The sequence below is a fragment of the Bifidobacterium santillanense genome, assembly GCF_018555385.1.
Taxonomy (GTDB): domain Bacteria; phylum Actinomycetota; class Actinomycetes; order Actinomycetales; family Bifidobacteriaceae; genus Bifidobacterium; species Bifidobacterium santillanense.
This window is the reverse complement of sequence record NZ_JAFEJS010000012.1, coordinates 49,270-68,405: the sequence shown is the minus strand read 5'-3', so window position 1 is coordinate 68,405 and position 19,136 is coordinate 49,270. Positions and strand designations below refer to the sequence as shown.

Sequence of the window (19,136 nt, the reverse complement as noted above, 5' to 3'; positions counted from 1 at the left end):
GCCCGTATCGTGGTGACGGTCATGGACGGTTCCGTCGATCGGTCAATGAGACGTCTCGGACGATTGTCGTCCGGTGTGCGAGGATGGAAGGTCGGGTACAGTCGGCTCGTCGGGCAAGGGGAGGAACATGGCAGGTCTGTTGAGCGCGATGCAGGGGTTCTGCGTCATCGGCATCGTCATCTTCGTCGGCTACGTCGCCGCGCGCATGCGCATCGGCGGACCGAGCGCGCAGATGGTGCTCAACCGCTTCTCGTTCTTCGTCTCCAGCCCGTGCCTGATGTTCGCGATCCTGTCCAAGGAGCCGATCTTCGACATCTTCCACCCGTCGATCATCGTGGCGTTCCTCTCGGCGATGCTCATCGGCGTGATCTTCCTGGTCCTCAACCGGATGTTCTTCCATATGAACGCCGCCGACGCGACGATCGGCGCGCTCAACTCGCTGTACCTCAACTCGAACAACATCGGCCTGCCGGTCGCGACGTACATCCTCGGCAACGGCGCGCTGGTGGCGCCGATCCTGGTCATGCAGCAGGCGCTGTTCACGCCGATCGGCCTGACCGCGCTCGACGTGTTCACCAAGGGCAAGGTGTCGGTCAAGGAGATCGCGAAGCAGCCGCTGCACCAGCCGCTGCTCATCGGCTCGCTGCTCGGCATCGCCCTGTCGGCCGTCAATGCGAAGACCGGATGGTTCATCCCGAACTACCTGTACGACCCGATCAACATGATCGGCGAATCCGCCGTGCCGATGATCCTCATGGCGTTCGGCATGTCGCTGCACGGCACGAAGCCGCTGCAGCAGAAGGGCGACCGGCCGGCGATCTTCACGGTGGCGGTGCTCAAGAACATCGTGATGCCGATCGTCGCGTTCCTGCTCGCCTACTTCCTGATGGGCTTCCGCGGCCCCGAGCTGTACGCGTGCGTCGTGCTCGCGGCGCTGCCGACCGGCCAGAACGTGTACAACTACGCGGCGCGCTACAACGTGGGCCTCACGTTCGCGCGCGACGGCATCCTGATGTCGACGATGACCAGCCCGGTCTTTATCGCGATCATCGCGTTCCTGCTGAGCTGAGACGTCGCCCGCCGGGCGACGTACGGAAAAATCGTCGTCCGCCGTCGAAATTTTCGCGCAATCCGGGTATGATGGGAGCGTCGACATCGTTCGGGCGAGGTTGCCCGGGCGGACGAACGCACAAGCAAGGAGGCTTCATGCTCAAAGGTATCCCGAAGATCATCCCGCCGGAACTGTTGAAGGTCCTGTGCGAGATGGGCCACGGCGACCAGCTGGTCATCGCGGACGGCAACTTCCCGGCCGAATCCATCGGCAAGAACGCGATCGTGGTGCGCATGGACGGCCACGGCGGCGACGAGATCCTCAAGGCGATCCTCACGGTCTTCCCGCTGGACACGTACGTGGACAAGCCGGCGACGCTGATGGAGAAGGTCCCGGGCGACACGGTCGCCACCCCGATCTGGGATGTGTACGCGGATCTCATCAAGGAGCATGACGAGCGCGGCGCGGACGCGATCGGCTCGCTCGAGCGCTTCGCGTTCTACGAGCAGGCGAAGAAGGCGTACTGCGTGATCGCCAGCGGCGAATCGGCCCAGTACGCGAACCTGATCCTGCAGAAGGGCGTCGTCTTCAACGCCGAATAACGCCGGATGACACGGCTCCCCCGCCCACGCGGAGGGGCCTTCCCGAGGACTTGCCAACACGAGAGGGCGGGCGTCCCACCGGATTAACCGGAGGGGCGCCCGCCCTCTCGCATGAGCACGGCCGTCGCGTCTCATACAGCCGTCGCCCCCACACGCGACATGGCCGTCTCCACGCAAGGAGGCGGCCACGGAGGGGGTGGAAAGCCTGTGGGCTCAGCCCTCGAGAATCGCGACGATGCGGTCGTACTGCTCGTCGGTGAGCTGGACGGCGGGCTCGCGAATCAGGGTGGAGATCGGCAGGCCCTTGGCCTTGACCGCGCCCTTGATCGCGGAGACGAACAGATCGGACTGGTCGTAGAGCGCCATGAGGTGGCTGATGCGCTCGGCGGCCTCGATCGCGGTGGCGTAGTCGCCGGCCTCGTACGCGCGGTGCAGCTTGGCGAAGGTCTCCGGCTCGACGTTGGTCATGCCGCAGATCACGCCGTCGCCGCCGGAGACGCGGTTGACGAGGTAGTACTCGTCGAAGCCGGAGAACACGGCGAAGCGCGGGTTGACGGCCTTGACGGCGCGGATCACCTTGCGCGTGTGGCTGATCGTGTCGACGGTGTCCTTGATGCCGACGATGTTCGGGAACTCGGCGGCCAGCTCGGCCACGAGCTCCGGGGTCAGGTCGGAGCCGGTGCGCGGCGGGAAGTTGTACAGGACGACCGGGATGTCGACGGCGCCCGCGACGGTGCCGAAGTACGCCTTCGCGCCGCCCGCGGTCGGGCCGAAGTAGTACGGCGAGACGACGACGAGCGCGTCCGCGCCGCTCTTCTCGGCGGCCTTGGCGAAGTCGACGACCTTGTCGATGTTGGTGTCGCCCACGCCGGCGAAGACCTTGATGCGGCCGGCCACGTGCTTGACGACGAAGTCGACGGCCTCCTTCTTCACCTCGAGCGGGAACGCGTAGAACTCGCCGATGCTGCCGAACACCAGCACGCCGTTGACGCCCGCCTCGATGAGGTGGTCGAGGTGCCTGCCCCAGTTGTCGTAGTCGATGGAGCCATCGTCCTTGGTGATGGTGATGGAGGGGCAGATGATGCCCGAGAACACGGCGGTGTCCGTCATGGTGATTCCTTTCGTTGGGTGCGTCGGTTGCCCGTCGCATGAAAACGGCTCCCCCGGACCGAAACCCCGACCGAGGGAGCCGAACGATACCACGCTACAGCTCGATGCCGTAGGCGCGCTTGGCGTTGTTCATGAAGAAGTCCTCGTCCTCGCCGAACGTGTCCAGCATGAGCTGGAAGTGGGTGGCGAAGGTCGAGTTGAGCTCGACGACCGGCCAGTTGGAGCTGTAGAGCACCTTCTTCGGGCCGAACGTGTCGCGCACGTACTTCACGATGTCCGGGTCGACCGGGTTGTCGCCGGAGACCTTGATGTAGGAGTTGGGCAGGGCCGCCAGGTCGGCGAGCGCGGCCTTGGTGTCCTCGTCGAGGCCCGGCGCGTTGCCGAGGTGGTCGACGATCACCGTGACCTGCGGGACCTGGGCGAACGCCTTGGCCATGTCGGGCAGTTCGGCGCCGCGGTTGCACAGCTCGAACGGCAGGCCCTTGTCGGCCATCGCCTCGAGGCCCTCGATGAACGAGGTCTCGAGGCACCGGCCGCGCGGCTCGGAGTCGACGTGCAGCGGTTCGCGGATGCCGTCGGCGTTGATCGGCACGCGCATCCACGGGCTCACGTCGCTTCGGAGCATGCGCTTCAAGATCTTCTCCGACGGGTTCTCGAACAGGAGCCTGTCCTCGAGCTCGTGGTCGGCCGCGTCGACCTCGACGTACACGCCGCCGAGGAATTCGACGCCGAACTTGGCGTATTCGGCCTCGAGGTCCTCGATCGTGTACTTGTGCTGCAGGGACGGCAGGCCCGCGAGCCAGGGCAGGTCCTGGACGGCCGGGTCCCAGATGTGGAAGTGGGAGTCGATTACCTTCAGTGCCATATCCGCGTCACGCCTTCTTCAGGCCGATCTTGGAGCCGGCGAAGGCGTACCAGACCAGGTAGAGGAACAGCGGGATGGTGGCCCAGAGCATCGCGTTCATGCCGACCGCGTCGATGATCATCGCGTAGAGGAGCGGGATGACCGCGCCGCCGACGATGGACATGGTGATGAGGCTGGAGCCGGTCTTGGTGGCGGCGCCCTTGAGGCTGGCCAGGGAGAGCGCGAAGATCGTGCCGTAGGCGATGGACATGAAGAAGTACAGGGCGATGAACGCGATGACGGAGACCTTGCCCAGACCCATGGCGGTGACGGCCATGAGGATGGTGGCGGCGATCATGTAGACGCCGAGGATCTTGCCCGGCTCGACCTTGGCCATGAACGGCGTGGTGACGAATCGGCCGATCGCGAACATCAGGGTGAGGATGGCGAGGAAGGACGCGGCGGTGGCGGCGGTCATGCCCTCCCACTGCTGCTGGGCGAAGGTGGAGAAGTACGTGAAGCCGATGGTCTGCAGGCCGACGTAGATGAACTCGGCGAGCACGCCGAGGACGACCCACGGCTTCTTGACGAGGGCGCCGATGGAGCTGTCCTGGCTGGCGCCGGAGGCGGCCTCGTCCTCATCGCCCGGAGGCGAGGGGAGCTTCGCGACGACGAACACGGCGAGGATGACGGCCAGGATGATGCCGACGACGATGTAGAACATGCGGGTCTGGCTCATGAAGGAGACCTTGGCCTCGTCGAAGCCGGGCTCTCCGGCCTTGACGGATGCGGTGTTGCCGAGGATCATGCCCAGGATCAGCGGGCCGATGACGGAGCCGACGGAGTTGAAGCACTGGGAGAGGTTCAGACGGAACGACTCGCCCTTCTCGTCGCCGAGCTTGGTGATGTACGGGTTGCAGTTCGCCTCGAGGGACGCCGCGCCGAGCGCGATGACGAACATGGCGAGCAGGAACATGCCGTAGCTCAGGGACGTGGTGGCCGGGATGGTCAGGAACGCGCCGACGGTGAAGAAGATCAGGCCGCAGATCATGCCGCCCTTGTAGCCGAACCGCTTGGCGACCATCGTGGCCGGGATGGCCATGACGAAGTAGGCGCCGTAGTAGGCGACCTGCAGGAACGAGGATTCGGTGGTGTTGAGATTGAGATAGACGGTGAACGGATCACGGATGGCGTTGACGAGGTTCATCGCCAGGCCCCAGATGAAGAACAGCATCGTGACCAGCGCGAACGCGACGATCCAGTTCTTACCTCCGGTGCTCTGCGACTTCTTCGTCTCAGGTGCGGATGCCATAATGTTCTCTCCTCCTTGAGAGTTGCGCGCCGCGCAAGGGAACGAACGCGGCGCGCGTATTACTGCAATGTGACGGCTCCCCATACGGGCGGGGCCGACGTGTCAGGATGACTGACTCTCGGGTTTTGCCCTTCCCAGTCATTGTCTCACGAAATGGTCCGACAGGCCGCCAGCCTGTCGGACCTTTTCGCGGGCGTGTCGGAATTTTTCCGACGGTTCGCGTCAGCTCAGGGCGCGGTCGAGGTGGACGTAGCCGCCGTCGACGAAGACCCACTGGCCGGTGGTGTGGCTGGAGCGGTCGGAGAGCAGGAACGCGGCCTCGTTGCCGATCTCCTCGGTGGTGGTCATGCGGTGCTCCAGCGGGATCTTGTCGGTGATGACCGACAGACGCGCCTGCTGGGCGGCCTCGTCGCCGAAGGTCTTGATCCAGTCGGCGTACAGCGGGGTCCAGCATTCGGAGACGACGATGGCGTTGACGCGCACGCGGTCGCCGACCAGGGCGGCGGCCCACTCGCGCGTCAGGCCCAGGATGGCACCCTTGGCGGCGGCGTAGGCGCTGGTCTTGCCCTGACCGGTCAGGGCGGTCTTCGAGGTGATGTTCACGATCGCGCCGTGGCTTTCCTTCAGGTACGGCACGGCGGCGTGGACCAGCTCGTAGTAGTGGGTGAGGTTGCCGTGGATCGACTCCTCGAACTCGCGCCAGCTGGTGGTCTCGAGGGCCTTGTTGTCGTTCTTGCCGGCGTTGTTGACGATGCCGTCGATGTGGCCGTACTTCTTGTAGGTCTCCTCGACGATCGGGGCGATCTTGTCGGTGTCGTTCAAGTCGAGCAGGTGCACGTCGTAGTTGGTCGTGTACTTCTCGATGTCGGCCTTGAACTCCTCGAGCGCGTTGTCCGAGCGGTTGATGACCACCGGGATCGCGCCCTCCTGGGCCAGCTGCAGGGTGATGCCCTTGCCGATGCCCTTGAAGCCGCCGGTGATGATGATGACCTTGCCTTCGAGATGCAGATCCATGGGAACTCCTTCGTCCATCCTTATTCTGCGTTTCATGGGGTTCATGAACGCCCGCCCGGGGCTTCGGCGCCCCGCGGCGGATTGGTTTGTCTGTATGGCTTTTCAGTTATGGGTGTGTTCAGTTATCGGTATTCAGTTATGGGTTTGGGTTCTGCGGGGCCCGACCGGAGCCGGACCCCGCGAAACGTGTGGTCAGGCCTCGGGGCGGTAGAGGTACTTCTCCGCCGTCTCGAGGGTCATCTCGGTGCCGTTGCCCGGGGCGAGCGGGGCGACGTAGTTGCCGTTCCTGATCTCGGTCGGGTGGACGAAATGCTCGTGCTGGTTGTCGACGTACTCGATCATGCGGCCGTCCATCGTGCCGGAGACGGACACGTAGTCGAACATCGCGAAGTGGCACACGGCCTCGCACAGGCCGACGCCGCCCGCGTGCGGGCAGACCGGCTTGTTGAACTTCCTCGCCATGAGGTACTCGAGGACGATCTCCTGCGGACCGGCGACGCGGGTGGCGTCGATCTGCATGATGCCGAACGCGTTGGCCTGCAGGTACTGCTTGTAGAGGATACGGCTCTGCATCTGCTCGCCGGTGGCGACCTTGATCGGGTTGATGGCGCGGGCGATGGTGGCGTGGCCGATCACGTCGTCCGGGCTGGTCGGCTCCTCGACCCACGCGAGGTCGAAGTCGTGGAACTTGTTGATCCACTCGATGGCGGTGGGCACGTCCCACACCTGGTTGGCGTCGACGGCGAGGCGCACGTCCGGGCCGATGGCCTCGCGGGCCTTGGCGAGGCGCCGCAGATCGTCCTCGACGTTGTGGCCGACCTTGAGTTTGATCTGCTTGAAGCCCTTGACCTGGGTCTCCTCCTTGGCGAGGGCGACCATCTTCTCGTCGGAGTAGCCGAGCCAGCCGGGGGCGGTGGAGTAGCCGGGGTAGCCGACCTCCTTGAGGTGCGCGATGCGATCGGCCTTGCCCTTCTGGCCCTCCTTGAGGATCTCGATGGCCTCCTCGGGGCGCAGGGCGTCCGTGAGGTAGCGGAAGTCGAGGGTGGAGACGAGCTCCTCGGGCTCCATCTCGGACAGGAGCAGCCACAAGGGCTTCCCGGCGCGCTTGGCCTTGATGTCCCACAGCGCGGAGAGCACGGCGCCGATGGCCATGTGCTCGACGCCCTTCTCCGGGCCGAGCCAGCGCAGCTGGGAGTCGTGGACGAACAGGTCCCACGCGATGCGCATGTTGTCGAGCAGCTCCTCGACGTTGCGGCCGATGAGGACCTGCGACATCGACTCGATGGCCTTGCACACGACGTCGTTGCCGCGGCCGATCGTGAACACGAAGCCGACGCCCTTGATGCCGTCGTCGGCGGAGGTGGAGATCTCCACGTACGCGGACGAGTAGTCCGGATCCGGGTTCATCGCGTCGGAACCGGAGAGGGTGGACGACGTCGGGAATCGGAAGTCGTAGGTCTGCACTTTGGTGATCGTACTCATATGTTCGGGCTCCTTCGCCTGTACGTGAACCGATAGCTTCAGGATAGTCGTCGGAAACGAAAAATGCAACGCAACTCACGAAAATTTTTCTGCGAAACCGGGGAAATCTTAGAAAAGCACGAAAAAACGTGATCCAGTGCGCAATAATGGTGAGACAACCACATGTGCGCCGCCGCGGGCTCCGGTGCGGACCCCACGACGCGCGGCGCATCGCGATCTGCCATACGGCGAGGAGGAACGATCATGGACAACGGCGTTCAGGGCGGTCCCACCGGGGGCGACTCCCCCAAACTCAAGGTCAGCGAGCTCGCCCGGATCGCGGGCGTGTCCGCCTCGACCGTCTCCAAGGTGATCAACGGCCGCCCCGGCATCTCGGACGAGACGCGCCGGCAGGTCGAGCGCGTGCTGCACAAGCACGGCTACTCGCGGCCGCTGGTGAGCACGAAGATCTCCCCCACCATCGAGCTGGTCGTCGAGTACATCGCGCACAACGGCACGATGGAGCTCATCAAATACGCCTCGTACTGGGCGCAGCAGGCCGGGCTCGCCGTCACCGTCACGCAGACGAGCAACGGCGTGGCCTCCGAGGAGTGCTTCCGCGGCATCATCGACCGCAATCCGCAGGGCGTGATCATGCAGCAGATGGGCGGTCTGAACGATCTCGCGAAGTCGCTGCTGCGGGCGCGCGACATCCCGATCGTCGTCATCGACCCGATCGACGCGGTCGACACGGACGTGATGAGCGTGGCGATCGACAACTGGACCGCCGGCTATCAGGCCGGCCGCCACCTGCTCTCGCTCGGGCACCGTAGGATCGGCGCGATCCGCGGCCCCCTCGACCTGCAGACCGGCATCGCGCGCTACAGCGGGTTCGCCGCGGCGCTGGCGCAGGAGGGCGTGCCGCTGCCCGAACGCTACGTCAGGCAGGGCGACTACTTCCCCGCCGAGACCAGCTACCGCGCGGCGTGCGAGCTCATCGAACTGGGCGACGACCGCCCGAGCGCGATCTTCTGCTGCAACGATCTGTCCGCGGTCAGCGCGTACCGAGCGGCGCGCGAGCACGGGCTGCACCTGCCGGACGACCTGTCGGTGATGGGCTTCGACGACATCTTTCCCGCCGAGCACCTGATGCCGTCCCTGACGAGCATCCACCAGCCGTTCAGCGAGATCGCGCAGCGCGCGGTGCAGATGATCGTCGACGTGCGCGAAGGGCACGACACCGAGCACCACGTGATCCTGCCGACGCGCGTCGTGGCGCGCGAGAGCACGGTGCCGCCGCGGGCCTAACGGGCCCTGTTCGCCGTGGCGAGCTCGCGCAGACGCGCCTCGAAGCGCGGCCAGTCGGTGCGCATCGCGGTCAGGAGCCTGAGCTCCGGGATGCGTTCGAGCGGCATCCAGGCGATCTCCATGCTCTCGTCGTCGTTCGCGTGCGGACGGACCTCATGGCCCGGCTTCTCGAACGCGAAGACGGTGGTGTAGGCCCACGGCCCGTGGTCCTCGCGGTAGGAGCCGACCACCTCGATGTCCTCCGGGGTGATGTTCGCCTCCTCGTAACTCTCGCGCAGTGCGCCCTCGATCGGCGACTCGCCGTCGGCCGTGGCTCCCCCGGGGATGCCCCACGTGCCGCCCTCGGCCGACCACTTCGCGCGGTGCTGCATGACCACATGCGTCACCTCGCCGCTCGCCGGATCGCGGCGGGCCAGCAGAATGCCGGACGCGCCGTTCGTGCCCCAGTGCTTGCGCCCGCACGCACAGTCGACCCAGCCGTCGCCCGGCTGGTGGACGTTCTCCTTGGGCGGCAGCTCCTTGCCGTCCTTGTCGAGCACGCCCGGCAGGCTCTCGCCGCGCGCCACGTTCCACAGGTCCGTCCACTCGACGCCGAGTTCGGCGGCGAGCCTCCTCAGCAACGGCAGACTGATGCCGATGATGCCGTGCGGATCGCCCTCGATCGAGTCGATGAACGCGCCGCCGAAGCCCTCGAGCGTGAACGATCCGGCGACCTCGAGCGGCTCGCCGGTGGCGATGTAGCGCTCGATGTCGCGGTCGGAGAACTCGGCGAAACGGACCGTCGCACGGCTCGCGCCACGGGCGACGCGTCCGGTCGCGAAGTCGATCACGCAGTGGCCGGTCCACAGCTCGCCGGTCGCCCCGCTCATGCGGCGCAGGCGCTCGCGCGCCACCTCGACGCTGTGCGGCTTGCCGTAGCATTCGCCGTCCATCAGGAACATCGAGTCGCAGCCGACGATCAGCGGGCCGACCTCCGCACGGGTCAGGCCCGGCTGCAGTGCGACGACGTTGGAGATCGGTTCGGTGACGGTCGGGATGTCCACGCCGGAGAAGTCGCGCGTCGTGGCGACGGTGTCCTTCGAATAGTCGATGTCCGCGGGCACGGGCGCGGGGGCGCCGGCGGCGAGGCGCGCCTCGTCCTCGGCGATGACCTCCTCGGCGCGCAGCGGGTAGGCGATGACGCGCTCGCCGGTCGCGGCGGCGGCCGTGGCGGCCACGTCGCGGTAGGCGCGGTGGACGGCCTCGGCCTTGGCCGACGCGAGGATCGTCACGCGGCGTTCGATGGTGAGGTCGTCGACCGCGACTCCGGCCTCGCGGGCGGCTGCCTCGAGCGCGGCCGGCTCGTCGACGTGCGAGACGCGGATCGTCGGGCACACGCCCGCCGCGTACAGCACGTCGCGACGCGGCTTCGACTTGGACGCCAGAATCAGCGGAATGGACATGTGCAGACTCCTTTACGAATGAAGATGCCTCCCCCGTGACGAGGGAGGCAGACGGAAGGTCAGACGCGTTCGACCTCGACGCCGTTGGTGTTGATCGGCAGATGCAGGGCGCGCCAGTGGCCGGAAGCGAGCTGGCTGGCCGCGACCTCGTCGATCGCCGCGCGGGCGTCGCCGTAGTGCAGCACGAGCACGCACGGGCCGGCGCCGGAGACGGCGGCCGCGTAGCCCTTGGAGCGGAACAGCTCGATCAGCTCGGTCGACGGCGGCATCAGGGCGCCGCGGTACGGCTGGTGGAGCCGGTCCTGCGTGGCGGTGAACAGCAGCGCGTTGGCCTGCGCGGCGGCCGTGGCGAACGCGGCCGGGCTGACCGCGGGCAGCTGCGAGGACACGCCGTCCAGCGCGTCGGCGCCGCCCTGCGCGGCCGCCTGCGCGAGCACGACCGGGTTCATCGCCGCGGGCAGGAGTCCCACGCGCGAGACGTTGTAGACGGCGTCCCTGTGCAGGACCTCCTTGGGCAGCGCCTGTCGCGCCTTCTCGGTGGACAGCTCGTAGTCGGGCACGAACACGGCCGCGGTGATCGCCGGATCGACCGGGTAGTTGATCGTGTGGAAGCCGCCATGCAGCGGCTCGCCGCCGGGGATGGCGACCGAACCGACGCCCTCCGCGGTGGTGAAGTCCCACGAGACGGTGAGGCCGCCGAACACGGCCGGCGCGACGTTGTCCGGATGGCCCTCGATGACCGCGGCCATGTCGAAGATGGCCGGACGGTTGAGCTCGCCGGGCTGGGCGAACGCGGCGGCCGCCGCGATGCCGGCGACGATCGCCTCGGCGGACGAGCCCATGCCTCGCGCCTGCGGGATGTTGTTCGTCGCCTCGAGCGTGAAGCCGAGTCGGCCGAGGCCGAGCGTGGCGCACGCGCGGCGGAACGTCGAGACGACCAGATGCGTCTCGTCGCGCGGCAGCGTGTCCTCGCCCTCGCCGTGGATGATGACGTGGGCGACGCCGTCGGTCGGGTCGTCGTTGAGGGTGAAGACGAGCTCGTCGTGGTAGTCGAGCGCGAGGCCGACCGTGTCGAAGCCGGAACCGAGGTTGGCCGACGTGGCCGGCACGCGCACGCGGACGCTGGAGCAGATGGGGGTCATCAGTCGAGGACCCTCAGGATGGACGGCTGGCCGGTGACGAAGTCGAGGGCCTGCACGGCCTTGACGGTCTCGCGCAGGGTGACCTCGTCGGTGGCGTGCGTGACGAGGCGCAGCTGCTGGACCTCGCCGTCGTAGCCCGGGGCCTTCAGGGACGGCTTGAGGTCCTGGTTGACGCCGTTGATGGACACGCCGTTGCGCGCGAACTCGGTGGCGATCTGGGCGAGGACGCCCGGCTTGTCGTGGATGAGGAAGCGCACGGCGAACGCGGCCTTGGAGGCGTTGATCGGGGCCTTCGGCAGGCTCTTGTACAGCGGGATGGACGGGCCGGTGCAGCCCGCGGCGATGTGGCGGGCGACCGTCACGACGTCGCCGACGACGGCGGAGGCGGTCGGCGCGCCACCGGCGCCGCGGCCGTAGAACATGAGGTCGTCGGCGGCCTCGGCCTTGACGAAGATCGCGTTGAAGGAGCCGTGGACGGAGGCGAGCGGGTGGGTCTCGGGGATGAGCGCCGGGTAGACACGCGCGGAGACGCCGGCCTCGCCGTTCTCGACGACGGCGAGCAGCTTGATGACCTTGTGCTCGGCGGTGGCGGCGGCGATGTCGTCGGCGGTGATCTTGGTGATGCCCTCGACCGACACGTCGTCGATGGTGACGGGCGTGTGGAAGCCGAGCGTGGCCATGATGGCGGCCTTGTTCGCCGCGTCGTAGCCCTCGATGTCGCCGGTCGGGTCGGCCTCGGCGTAGCCCTTGGCCTGCGCGTCCCTGAGGACGTCGTCGAACTGGAGGCCCTTGGTGGTCATCTCGTCGAGGATGTAGTTGGTGGTGCCGTTGACGATGCCGAGCATGCTCGTCACCTTGTCGCCGACGAGGGATTCGCGCAGGGGGCGCAGGAACGGGATCGCGCCGCCCACGGCCGCCTCGAAGTAGATGTCGACGCCCTTGGCCTCGGCCGCGGCGTAGATCTCCGGGCCGTACTTGGCCAACAGGGCCTTGTTCGCGGTGACGACGGAGGCGCCGGACTCGATCGCGGCGAGCACGAACGTGCGCGCGACGGAGGTGCCGCCGATCAGCTCGATGACGATGTCGGAGTTCGTGGCCACGCTCATCGTGTCGGTGGTGACGATCGACTGGTCGATCCACGGGAACTTCTCCGTCTCCTTCGGATCGAGGCAGGCGACGCCGGTGAGCTCGATCGGGCGGCCGATGCGCGCCGCCAGCTCGTCCTTCTGCTCGACGATGAGGCGGGCGGTCTGGGAGCCCACGGTGCCGGCGCCCAACAGGCCGACGCGGATGGGGGTTGCATTATCGAAAGCCACTTGAAAAATCCTCCTGAATGGTCCCTGTATCAGAGGGCCGAACACTGATGTCGGCTGGCTCCATCCTACGGAACCTTTCCGACACGCCGATTGATAATGTCCTTAACGAATATAGTCTGGCGCCCCGCCCGAACGGGAATCGAGACGGCAGTAGTCGCCCGGTATTCCAAGGTCTCGAAGTTTCCGCCCGATTAACGCATAGTGTCTTAACGAAATGGTTGCGACGTATGTTGCGCATAGCGTACGATGGTCGATGAAGCGATGCTGCAGATACTCAAGCGGCGCCGGTCCAACGACGGAGCGCGCGCCGCGAGCAATGACGCAGAGGAAGTACCTCATCGCTCGCTAAACCCTCAAGAGGGAGGTAAGGAAACAATGAAGGCATATATCCAAAGGCTCGGCCGTGCGCTGATGCTGCCGGTCGCATGCCTGCCGGCCGCGGCGCTCTTCCTGGGCGTCGGTTACTGGATCGATCCGAGCGGATGGGGCGGCAACAACGTCGTCTCCGCCTATCTGTGCAAGACCGGATCCGCGATCCTCGACAACCTCGGCCTGCTCTTCGCGGTCGGCGTGGCCGTCGGCATGGCCCGCGAGCGCGACGGCGCCTCGGCCCTGTCCGGCCTCGTCGGCTTCATGACCGTCACGACGATCATGGGCTCGGCCTCGATGTTCCTCGGCTTCGACGCCGAGAACCCGCCGGCGGCCTTCGCCCCGGGCGCCATCGGCAACAAGAACGTGTTCTTCGGCATCATGGTCGGCTGCGTGGCCGGCTCGCTGTACAACAAGTTCCACAAGACCAAGCTGCCCGACTTCCTGGCGTTCTTCTCCGGCCGCCGCTGCGTGCCGATCCTGACCGCCGCCCTGATGTCGGTCATCTCGCTGGCCCTGCTGTTCATCTGGCCGCTCATCTACAACGGCCTGGTCGCCTTCGGCGAGGGCATCATGGGCATGGGCGCGGTCGGCGCCGCGATCTACGCGTTCTTCAACCGCCTGCTCATCCCGACCGGCCTGCACCACGCCCTCAACAACGTGTTCTGGTTCAACCTCGCCGGCATCGACGACATCACCAAGTTCTGGAGCGGCACGGGCGGCCTCGACGGCAAGACCGCCGCGGTTCTGGCCACCGGCGGCTTCCACCCGTGGGGCACCTATGTCACCGGCATGTACCAGGCCGGCTTCTTCCCGATCATGATGTTCGGTCTGCCGGCCGGCGCGTTCGCGATCTACAAGAACGCCAAGCCGCAGAACAAGAAGGCCGTGGGTTCCCTGATGCTCGCCGGCGGTCTGGCCGCGTTCCTGACCGGCGTGACCGAGCCGCTCGAGTTCTCCTTCATGTTCGCCGCCTTCCCGCTGTACGTCGTGCACGCGCTGCTGACCGCCCTGTCGGTGTTCATCGCCGCCTCGTTCCAGTGGATCGCCGGATTCAACTTCTCCGCGGGCTTCATCGACTGGTTCCTCTCGCTCAACGTGCCGCGCGCCCACATGCCGGTGATGCTGCTCGTGCAGGGCGTCGTGTTCGCGGTCATCTACTACTTCGTGTTCGACTTCATGATCAAGAAGTTCAACATGAAGACCCCGGGCCGCGGCGATGACGACGAGTCCATCTCCTCCGCCGCCTTCGACGACGCCCCGGCCGCTGCCACCGCCTCCAAGGCCGGCGACAAGGACTCCGCGCTCGCCGCGAAGCTCTACGAGCTGCTCGGCGGCAAGGCCAACGTCGTCGACATCGAGAACTGCGTGACCCGTCTGCGCATGGGCGTCAACGACACCTCCAAGGTGGACGTCGACGCGATCCGCAAGCTCGTGCCGGGCGTCAAGGTGCTCGACGCGAAGAACATCCAGGTCGTGGTCGGCACGCAGGTGCAGGCCGTGGCCGATGCGATGGAGGAGATCCACCGCAAGGCGTGACGGCTGCGCCATCGGTCATCGCCCCCCACGCCGACCGGTCCCGTCGCATCGCGCGTCGATGACGGGACCGGAGCATCCTTCCCCGCCCGGCCGCAGACGTCCGTCACGGCCGGGCGGCCGGTTGCGTACGGTCATGCGTGATGGTGCGATCGACGCCGATTACGCACGATCGCGGGCGATTGCAGGCGATTGCGCGGCGCCGTGGTGTAGCGTGGATGTGTACCTTCAGTACTTCGATGTTGTTCGACCCATCAAATCAAGGAGGATCATCATGGGACTGTTCTCGGGTCTGTTCCATAAGGACGAGCCCGCCGAGGAGACCGCCGCGCCGAAGACGCTGACCGTCGTGGCCCCGGTCGACGGCACGTACAAGCCGGTCGAGGAGGTGCCCGACGACACGTTCGCCGCGAAGATCCTCGGCGACGGCTTCGGCGTCACGCCCGCGTCCGGCACGGTCGTGGCACCGGTGTCGGGCACGGTGACGACCGTCGCCGACGCCAAGCACGCGGTCGGCATCACGACCGAGGGCGGCGTCGAGGTGCTCGTGCACATCGGCGTCGACACGGTCCAGCTCAAGGGCGAGCCGTTCGACATGCTCGTCGCCCCCGGCCAGAAGGTCACGGCCGGCAAGCCGATCGAGCGCGTGGACGTGCAGGCCGTCAAGGACGCGGGCAAGCCCACCGACGTCATCGTCGTGTTCACCAACCCCGCCGCGATCGCCTCGCTCGATCTGACGGCCTCCGGCGCCGTGACCGCCGGCCAGAACGTCGGCACGATGACCGTAAAGTGACGTTCCGGGCGGCGCCGAAAACCCGGATCGGCTTACCTACCGAGCCGTGCGCGCCACCCACTGGCGGAAACCTCTCGCTTGGGCACCCCTGAGCGAGAGGTTTTCACCATGATATGGCGGGAATCTCTCGCTCAGACGCCCTCGTGAGAGGTTTCCGCCACTTTATGGCAGGACCATCTCGCGTGGAGGCATCCCAGCGAGAGATTTTTGCCACCATATGATGAAGCCGTCCCGCTGGGAGAACCCGGTGGGACGGCTTCGTTCGTATCCGGCGATATCCGGTGGCCGGATCACTCGCTCACGTCGAGGGCGAGGAGGTCGTCGACGGTCTGGCGGCGCAGCATCAGGTGGGCGCCGTCGGCCGAGACGGCGGCGACGGCCGGGATGAGCGCCTGGTTGTAGTTGCTGGCCATCGTGCGGCCGTACGCGCCGGTGACCGGCACGGCGAGGATGTCGCCGCGGTGCGTGTCGGCGGGGAGCCTCACCTCGTGCACGACGATGTCGCCGGACTCGCAGTGCATACCGACGACGCGCGCGAGCATCGTCTCGGCGGAGCCGCGGCGGTTCGCGAGGACGGCGGTGTAGTCGGCGCCGTACAGGGCCGGGCGGATGTTGTCGCTCATGCCGCCGTCGACGGACACGTACACGCGCTCGGAGATCGGGTTGCCGGCCTTGTCGGTCGGCTGCTTGCCGTCGTGGGCGCTCAGCGTGACCGGCTTGACGGTGCCGACGCGGTACAGCGTGACGCCGGCCGGGGCCACGATCCAGCGGCCCGGCTCGAAGCTGATCGCGGGCGCGGGCATGCCGAGCGCGCGGTTGATCGCGCCGACCGCCTCGGCGAGGCGCTTGAGCTCGACGCGCACGTCCATCGAGTCCTCGCCGTCGGTGTAGGCGACGGAGTAGCCGCCGCCGAGGTCGACCTCGGGCAGGGTGTAGGCGTCGGTCGCGTAGAAGGTCTTGCGCAGGAGCATCATGCGCTTGGCGGCCTGGATGAACGCGTCGGCGTCGTGGATGTTCGACCCGATGTGCGAGTGGATGCCGACCAGCTCGAGCACGTCCTGATGCGCCTGGATGTCCTTGAGGACGGCGAGCGCCGGGCCGTCGGCGACGGCGGTCATCGCGGCGGCGAGCGCCTTGTCTTTCTCGGAGACCTGCTCGTGGCTCAGGTCGTACGGGTACTTGACGTCGTACTGCAGCTCGCGCTCGGGCCTGCCGTCGTCGTCGCGGCGCTCGGCGAGGCGCGCGTTGGTCGCGGCCGGGGTCACGTCGGCGAGGTCGTCGAGCACGGCGAGCACGTCGGTGTCGGCGCCGGCGGGCAGCAGCGGGACGCCGAACTTCTGGTCCTCGTGCGCGGTGGAGATGTACTCGTGGCCGCCCGCGTGGATGCCGGAGGTGACGCGCAGCATCACCTTGGCGCGCTTGCCGAGCTTGGCCGCGATCGCGGCGATGCGCGCCGGCTCGTCGGGCGAGTCGACGACGATCTTCGCGAAGCCCTGCTCGATCGCGAGCGCGATCTCCTCGTCGGACTTGTTGTTGCCGTGCAGCACGAGGCGGCGGCCGGGGGCGCCGGCGGCGAGGGCGATGCGCATCTCCCCCATCGAGCAGGTGTCGACGAGCATGCCGGCGGCGGTGACGAGGCGCACGATCTCCTTGCTCAGGAACGCCTTGCCGGCGAAGCTCACGTGCGTGGTGGAGTTGGTGAACGCGTCGGCCGCGGCCCTGACGAAGTAGCGGGCGCGGTTGGCGACCTCGTCGGTGTCGATGAGGTAGAGCGGCGAGCCGAACTCGTCGAGCAGCGACTCGGCGGTGCGGCCGTGGAACGTGACGGCGCCGGACACGGGGTCGAGGGCCGAGGCCTCGGGCCAGATCGGGGTGATGGCCATGATGGGCGCCCCCTACATCTGCTCCGGCGCGGTGACGCCGAGCAGGTCGAGGCCGGCGGCGATCACGTCGCGCACGGCGTCGTTGAGCTTGAGGCGGGCGGCGGCGCGGGCCGGCTCCGGGGCCTTGGCGATGCGCAGGGCCTTGACGGCCTCCTCGTCGCCGCGCTCCTCCGGGTCGGTCAGGTCCATCGGGACGACGCGCTCGACGTTGTACCACTTGTGGTACGCGGCGGCGAGGTCCTCGAGGTAGTGGGCGATGCGGTGCGGGGCGCGCTTGTCGCCGGCCTCCTTGACGACCGCCGGCCACTGGGCGAGCGCGGCGAGCACCTCGCCGTCGGCCTCGGTGTCGAGGAGGGCCAGATCGGCGCCATCATACGCGATGCCCGCGGCCTCGGCGTTGCGGTCCACGTTGCAGGAGCGCGCGTGCGCGTACTGCACGTAGTACACCGGGTTGTCGTTGGAGTGGCTGGCGAGCAGGTTGAGGTCGATGTCGACCGGGGAGTTGTAGTCGGTGCGGGCCAGCGAGTAGCGGGAGGCGTCCACGCCGATCGCGTCGACGAGGTCGTCGATGGTGACGACGTTGCCGGCGCGCTTGGACATGCGCACGGCCTTGCCGTCCTTCATCACGTTGACGAGCTGGCCGATGAGGATCTGCATGTTCTCGCCCGGCTTGTCGCCGAACGCCTCGCACATCGCCATCATGCGGCCGATGTAGCCGTGGTGGTCGGCGCCGAGCATGTAGATCGCGACGTCGGCCGGATCGTGCTCGCGGTGGCGCTTGTTCCAGTAGTACGCGATGTCGGCGGCGAAGTACGCGAACTCGCCGTTCGACTTGATGATGACGCGGTCCTTGTCGTCGCCGTGCTTGGTGGACGCGAACCAGGTGGCGCCGTCCTTCTCGAAGATGTCGCCGCGCTCGCGCAGCTCGGCGATGGCCTTGTCGACCTCGCCGTCCTGGTAGAGGCTGTTCTCGTGGAACCACACGTCGAAGTGGACGCGGAAGTCCTTCATCGACTTGCGGATCTCGTCGAACATCATCGGCACGGCGCGCTTGCGGAACTCCTCGCGCACCTCGGAGTCGGACTCGCCGACCGGCTCGCCGTCGGCGTTGAGGCCCTGGTCCTCGTGCTGGAGGGCGGTGAGGTCCACGCCGTCCTTCTCGGCCTCGGCCTGGACGCGACGGGCGATCTCGTCGATGTAGGCGCCCTTGTAGCCGTCGAACGGGGTCTCGGTCTGGTAGCCCTTGTCGCCGAGGCCGTTGTCGTGCGCCCAGGCGGCGACGAGGGACTTGGCGAAGCGGTTGATCTGCTCGCCGTGGTCGTTGAAGTAGTACTCGCGCACGACCTTGGCGCCGTTGGCCTCGAGCACGCGGGCCATCGAGTCGCCGGTCGCGGCCCAGCGGGTGCCGCCGATGTGGATCGGGCCGGTCGGGTTGGCGGAGACGAACTCGAGGTTCAGGGTCTCGCCGCCCAGGTGGCCGTTGCGGCCGAACGCGGAGACGCCGTCCTCGGTCTTCGGGGCGTCGAGGACCTGGTCGACGACCGCGGCGGCGGACGCGGAATCGAGGGTGATGTTGATGAAGCCGGGGCCGGCGACCTCGACCTTGGCGACGCCGTCGGCGGCGGTCAGTTCGGCGGCGAACAGGTCGGCGAGGTCGTGCGGGCGCATGCCGGCCTTCTTGGCCAGCTGCATCGCGGCGTTCGACGCCCAGTCGCCGTGGGCGCGGTCCTTCGGACGCATGACGGCGAATTTGGCGACCGGCGGGATGAGATCTTCGGTGAGGTTGCCGGCCTTTCCGGCGGCGACAAGCTCGTGGGCAATACGCGAAATGAGTTCGCTCAACGCTTCAGGATTCATTCTTCCAAGGATACCGATTACGGAGACAGGTTCTCCTGTTGCGTACGTGTCCGCGGGGAATCGGGATTTTCCATTCGCGACACGCTCCAGGCCGCT

General features: G+C 67.1%; 15 protein-coding genes. 5 read left to right on the top strand and 10 right to left on the bottom strand.

Translation table 11 applies throughout. From position 1 onward, the window contains the following. The first annotated feature begins 127 nt into the window (after window positions 1-127). Together JS528_RS09835 and JS528_RS09830 are read left to right on the top strand one after the other, a co-directional pair. Window positions 128-1,069, top strand: coding sequence for an AEC family transporter (locus tag JS528_RS09835; RefSeq protein WP_214358882.1), 942 nt, complete (start codon window positions 128-130; stop codon window positions 1,067-1,069). Window positions 1,070-1,206: 137 nt separating this feature from the next. Next, the gene (locus JS528_RS09830; protein WP_214358881.1) at window positions 1,207-1,653 is read left to right on the top strand and encodes an RbsD/FucU family protein; all 447 of its coding nucleotides are present in this window, start codon (window positions 1,207-1,209) and stop codon (window positions 1,651-1,653) included. Window positions 1,654-1,866: 213 nt separating this feature from the next. Here the strand turns inward: JS528_RS09830 and JS528_RS09825 are convergent, their stop codons facing one another. From JS528_RS09825 to JS528_RS09805, 5 genes are all read right to left on the bottom strand, one after another. Next, window positions 1,867-2,763, bottom strand: coding sequence for a dihydrodipicolinate synthase family protein (locus JS528_RS09825; RefSeq protein WP_214358880.1), 897 nt, complete (start codon window positions 2,761-2,763; stop codon window positions 1,867-1,869). 94 nt (window positions 2,764-2,857) lie between these two features. Continuing rightward, window positions 2,858-3,628, bottom strand: coding sequence for an amidohydrolase family protein (locus tag JS528_RS09820; RefSeq protein ID WP_214358879.1), 771 nt, complete (start codon window positions 3,626-3,628; stop codon window positions 2,858-2,860). A 7-nt stretch (window positions 3,629-3,635) separates the two neighbouring features. Then, window positions 3,636-4,919, bottom strand: coding sequence for a sugar MFS transporter (locus tag JS528_RS09815; RefSeq protein ID WP_214358878.1), 1,284 nt, complete (start codon window positions 4,917-4,919; stop codon window positions 3,636-3,638). A gap of 222 nt (window positions 4,920-5,141) precedes the next feature. After that, complete coding sequence (locus JS528_RS09810) at window positions 5,142-5,933, bottom strand: SDR family oxidoreductase (protein ID WP_214358877.1); 792 nt, start codon at window positions 5,931-5,933, stop codon at window positions 5,142-5,144. A gap of 192 nt (window positions 5,934-6,125) precedes the next feature. Further along, window positions 6,126-7,415, bottom strand: a complete 1,290-nt coding sequence (locus tag JS528_RS09805; protein ID WP_214358876.1) for an enolase C-terminal domain-like protein — start codon at window positions 7,413-7,415, stop codon at window positions 6,126-6,128. Between the two features lie 243 nt (window positions 7,416-7,658). Here JS528_RS09805 and JS528_RS09800 point away from each other — a divergent pair, with 243 nt between their 5' ends. After that, window positions 7,659-8,702 (top strand): LacI family DNA-binding transcriptional regulator, encoded by a 1,044-nt coding sequence (locus tag JS528_RS09800; protein ID WP_214358875.1) that lies wholly within the window; start codon window positions 7,659-7,661, stop codon window positions 8,700-8,702. Here JS528_RS09800 and JS528_RS09795 read toward each other — a convergent pair. The 3 genes from JS528_RS09795 to JS528_RS09785 are packed head-to-tail and all read right to left on the bottom strand — an operon-like array spanning window position 8,699 to window position 12,602. Further along, window positions 8,699-10,144 (bottom strand): Maf family protein, encoded by a 1,446-nt coding sequence (locus JS528_RS09795; protein WP_214358874.1) that lies wholly within the window; start codon window positions 10,142-10,144, stop codon window positions 8,699-8,701. The genes JS528_RS09800 and JS528_RS09795 overlap by 4 nt on opposite strands. A gap of 59 nt (window positions 10,145-10,203) precedes the next feature. Beyond that, a complete protein-coding gene (locus JS528_RS09790; protein WP_214358873.1) occupies window positions 10,204-11,286 on the bottom strand; it encodes a homoserine kinase in 1,083 nt (360 codons plus the stop codon). Next, complete coding sequence (locus JS528_RS09785) at window positions 11,286-12,602, bottom strand: homoserine dehydrogenase (protein ID WP_214358872.1); 1,317 nt, start codon at window positions 12,600-12,602, stop codon at window positions 11,286-11,288. Before JS528_RS09785 ends, JS528_RS09790 begins: the two co-directional genes overlap by 1 nt. 375 nt (window positions 12,603-12,977) lie before the next feature. Between JS528_RS09785 and nagE the strand changes: the two genes are divergently transcribed. Both nagE and JS528_RS09775 read left to right on the top strand, forming a co-directional pair. Then, window positions 12,978-14,510, top strand: coding sequence for an N-acetylglucosamine-specific PTS transporter subunit IIBC (gene nagE / locus JS528_RS09780; protein ID WP_214358871.1), 1,533 nt, complete (start codon window positions 12,978-12,980; stop codon window positions 14,508-14,510). Window positions 14,511-14,781: 271 nt separating this feature from the next. Continuing rightward, complete coding sequence (locus tag JS528_RS09775) at window positions 14,782-15,300, top strand: PTS sugar transporter subunit IIA (protein ID WP_214358870.1); 519 nt, start codon at window positions 14,782-14,784, stop codon at window positions 15,298-15,300. 290 nt (window positions 15,301-15,590) lie between these two features. On the opposite strand, the gene JS528_RS09770 is transcribed toward JS528_RS09775, so the two are convergent. Together JS528_RS09770 and argS are read right to left on the bottom strand one after the other, a co-directional pair. After that, window positions 15,591-17,183, bottom strand: a complete 1,593-nt coding sequence (locus tag JS528_RS09770) for a diaminopimelate decarboxylase family protein (protein ID WP_214358869.1) — start codon at window positions 17,181-17,183, stop codon at window positions 15,591-15,593. Between the two features lie 12 nt (window positions 17,184-17,195). Next, window positions 17,196-19,040, bottom strand: coding sequence for an arginine--tRNA ligase (gene argS / locus JS528_RS09765; RefSeq protein WP_214358868.1), 1,845 nt, complete (start codon window positions 19,038-19,040; stop codon window positions 17,196-17,198). Window positions 19,041-19,136 lie beyond the last annotated feature (96 nt).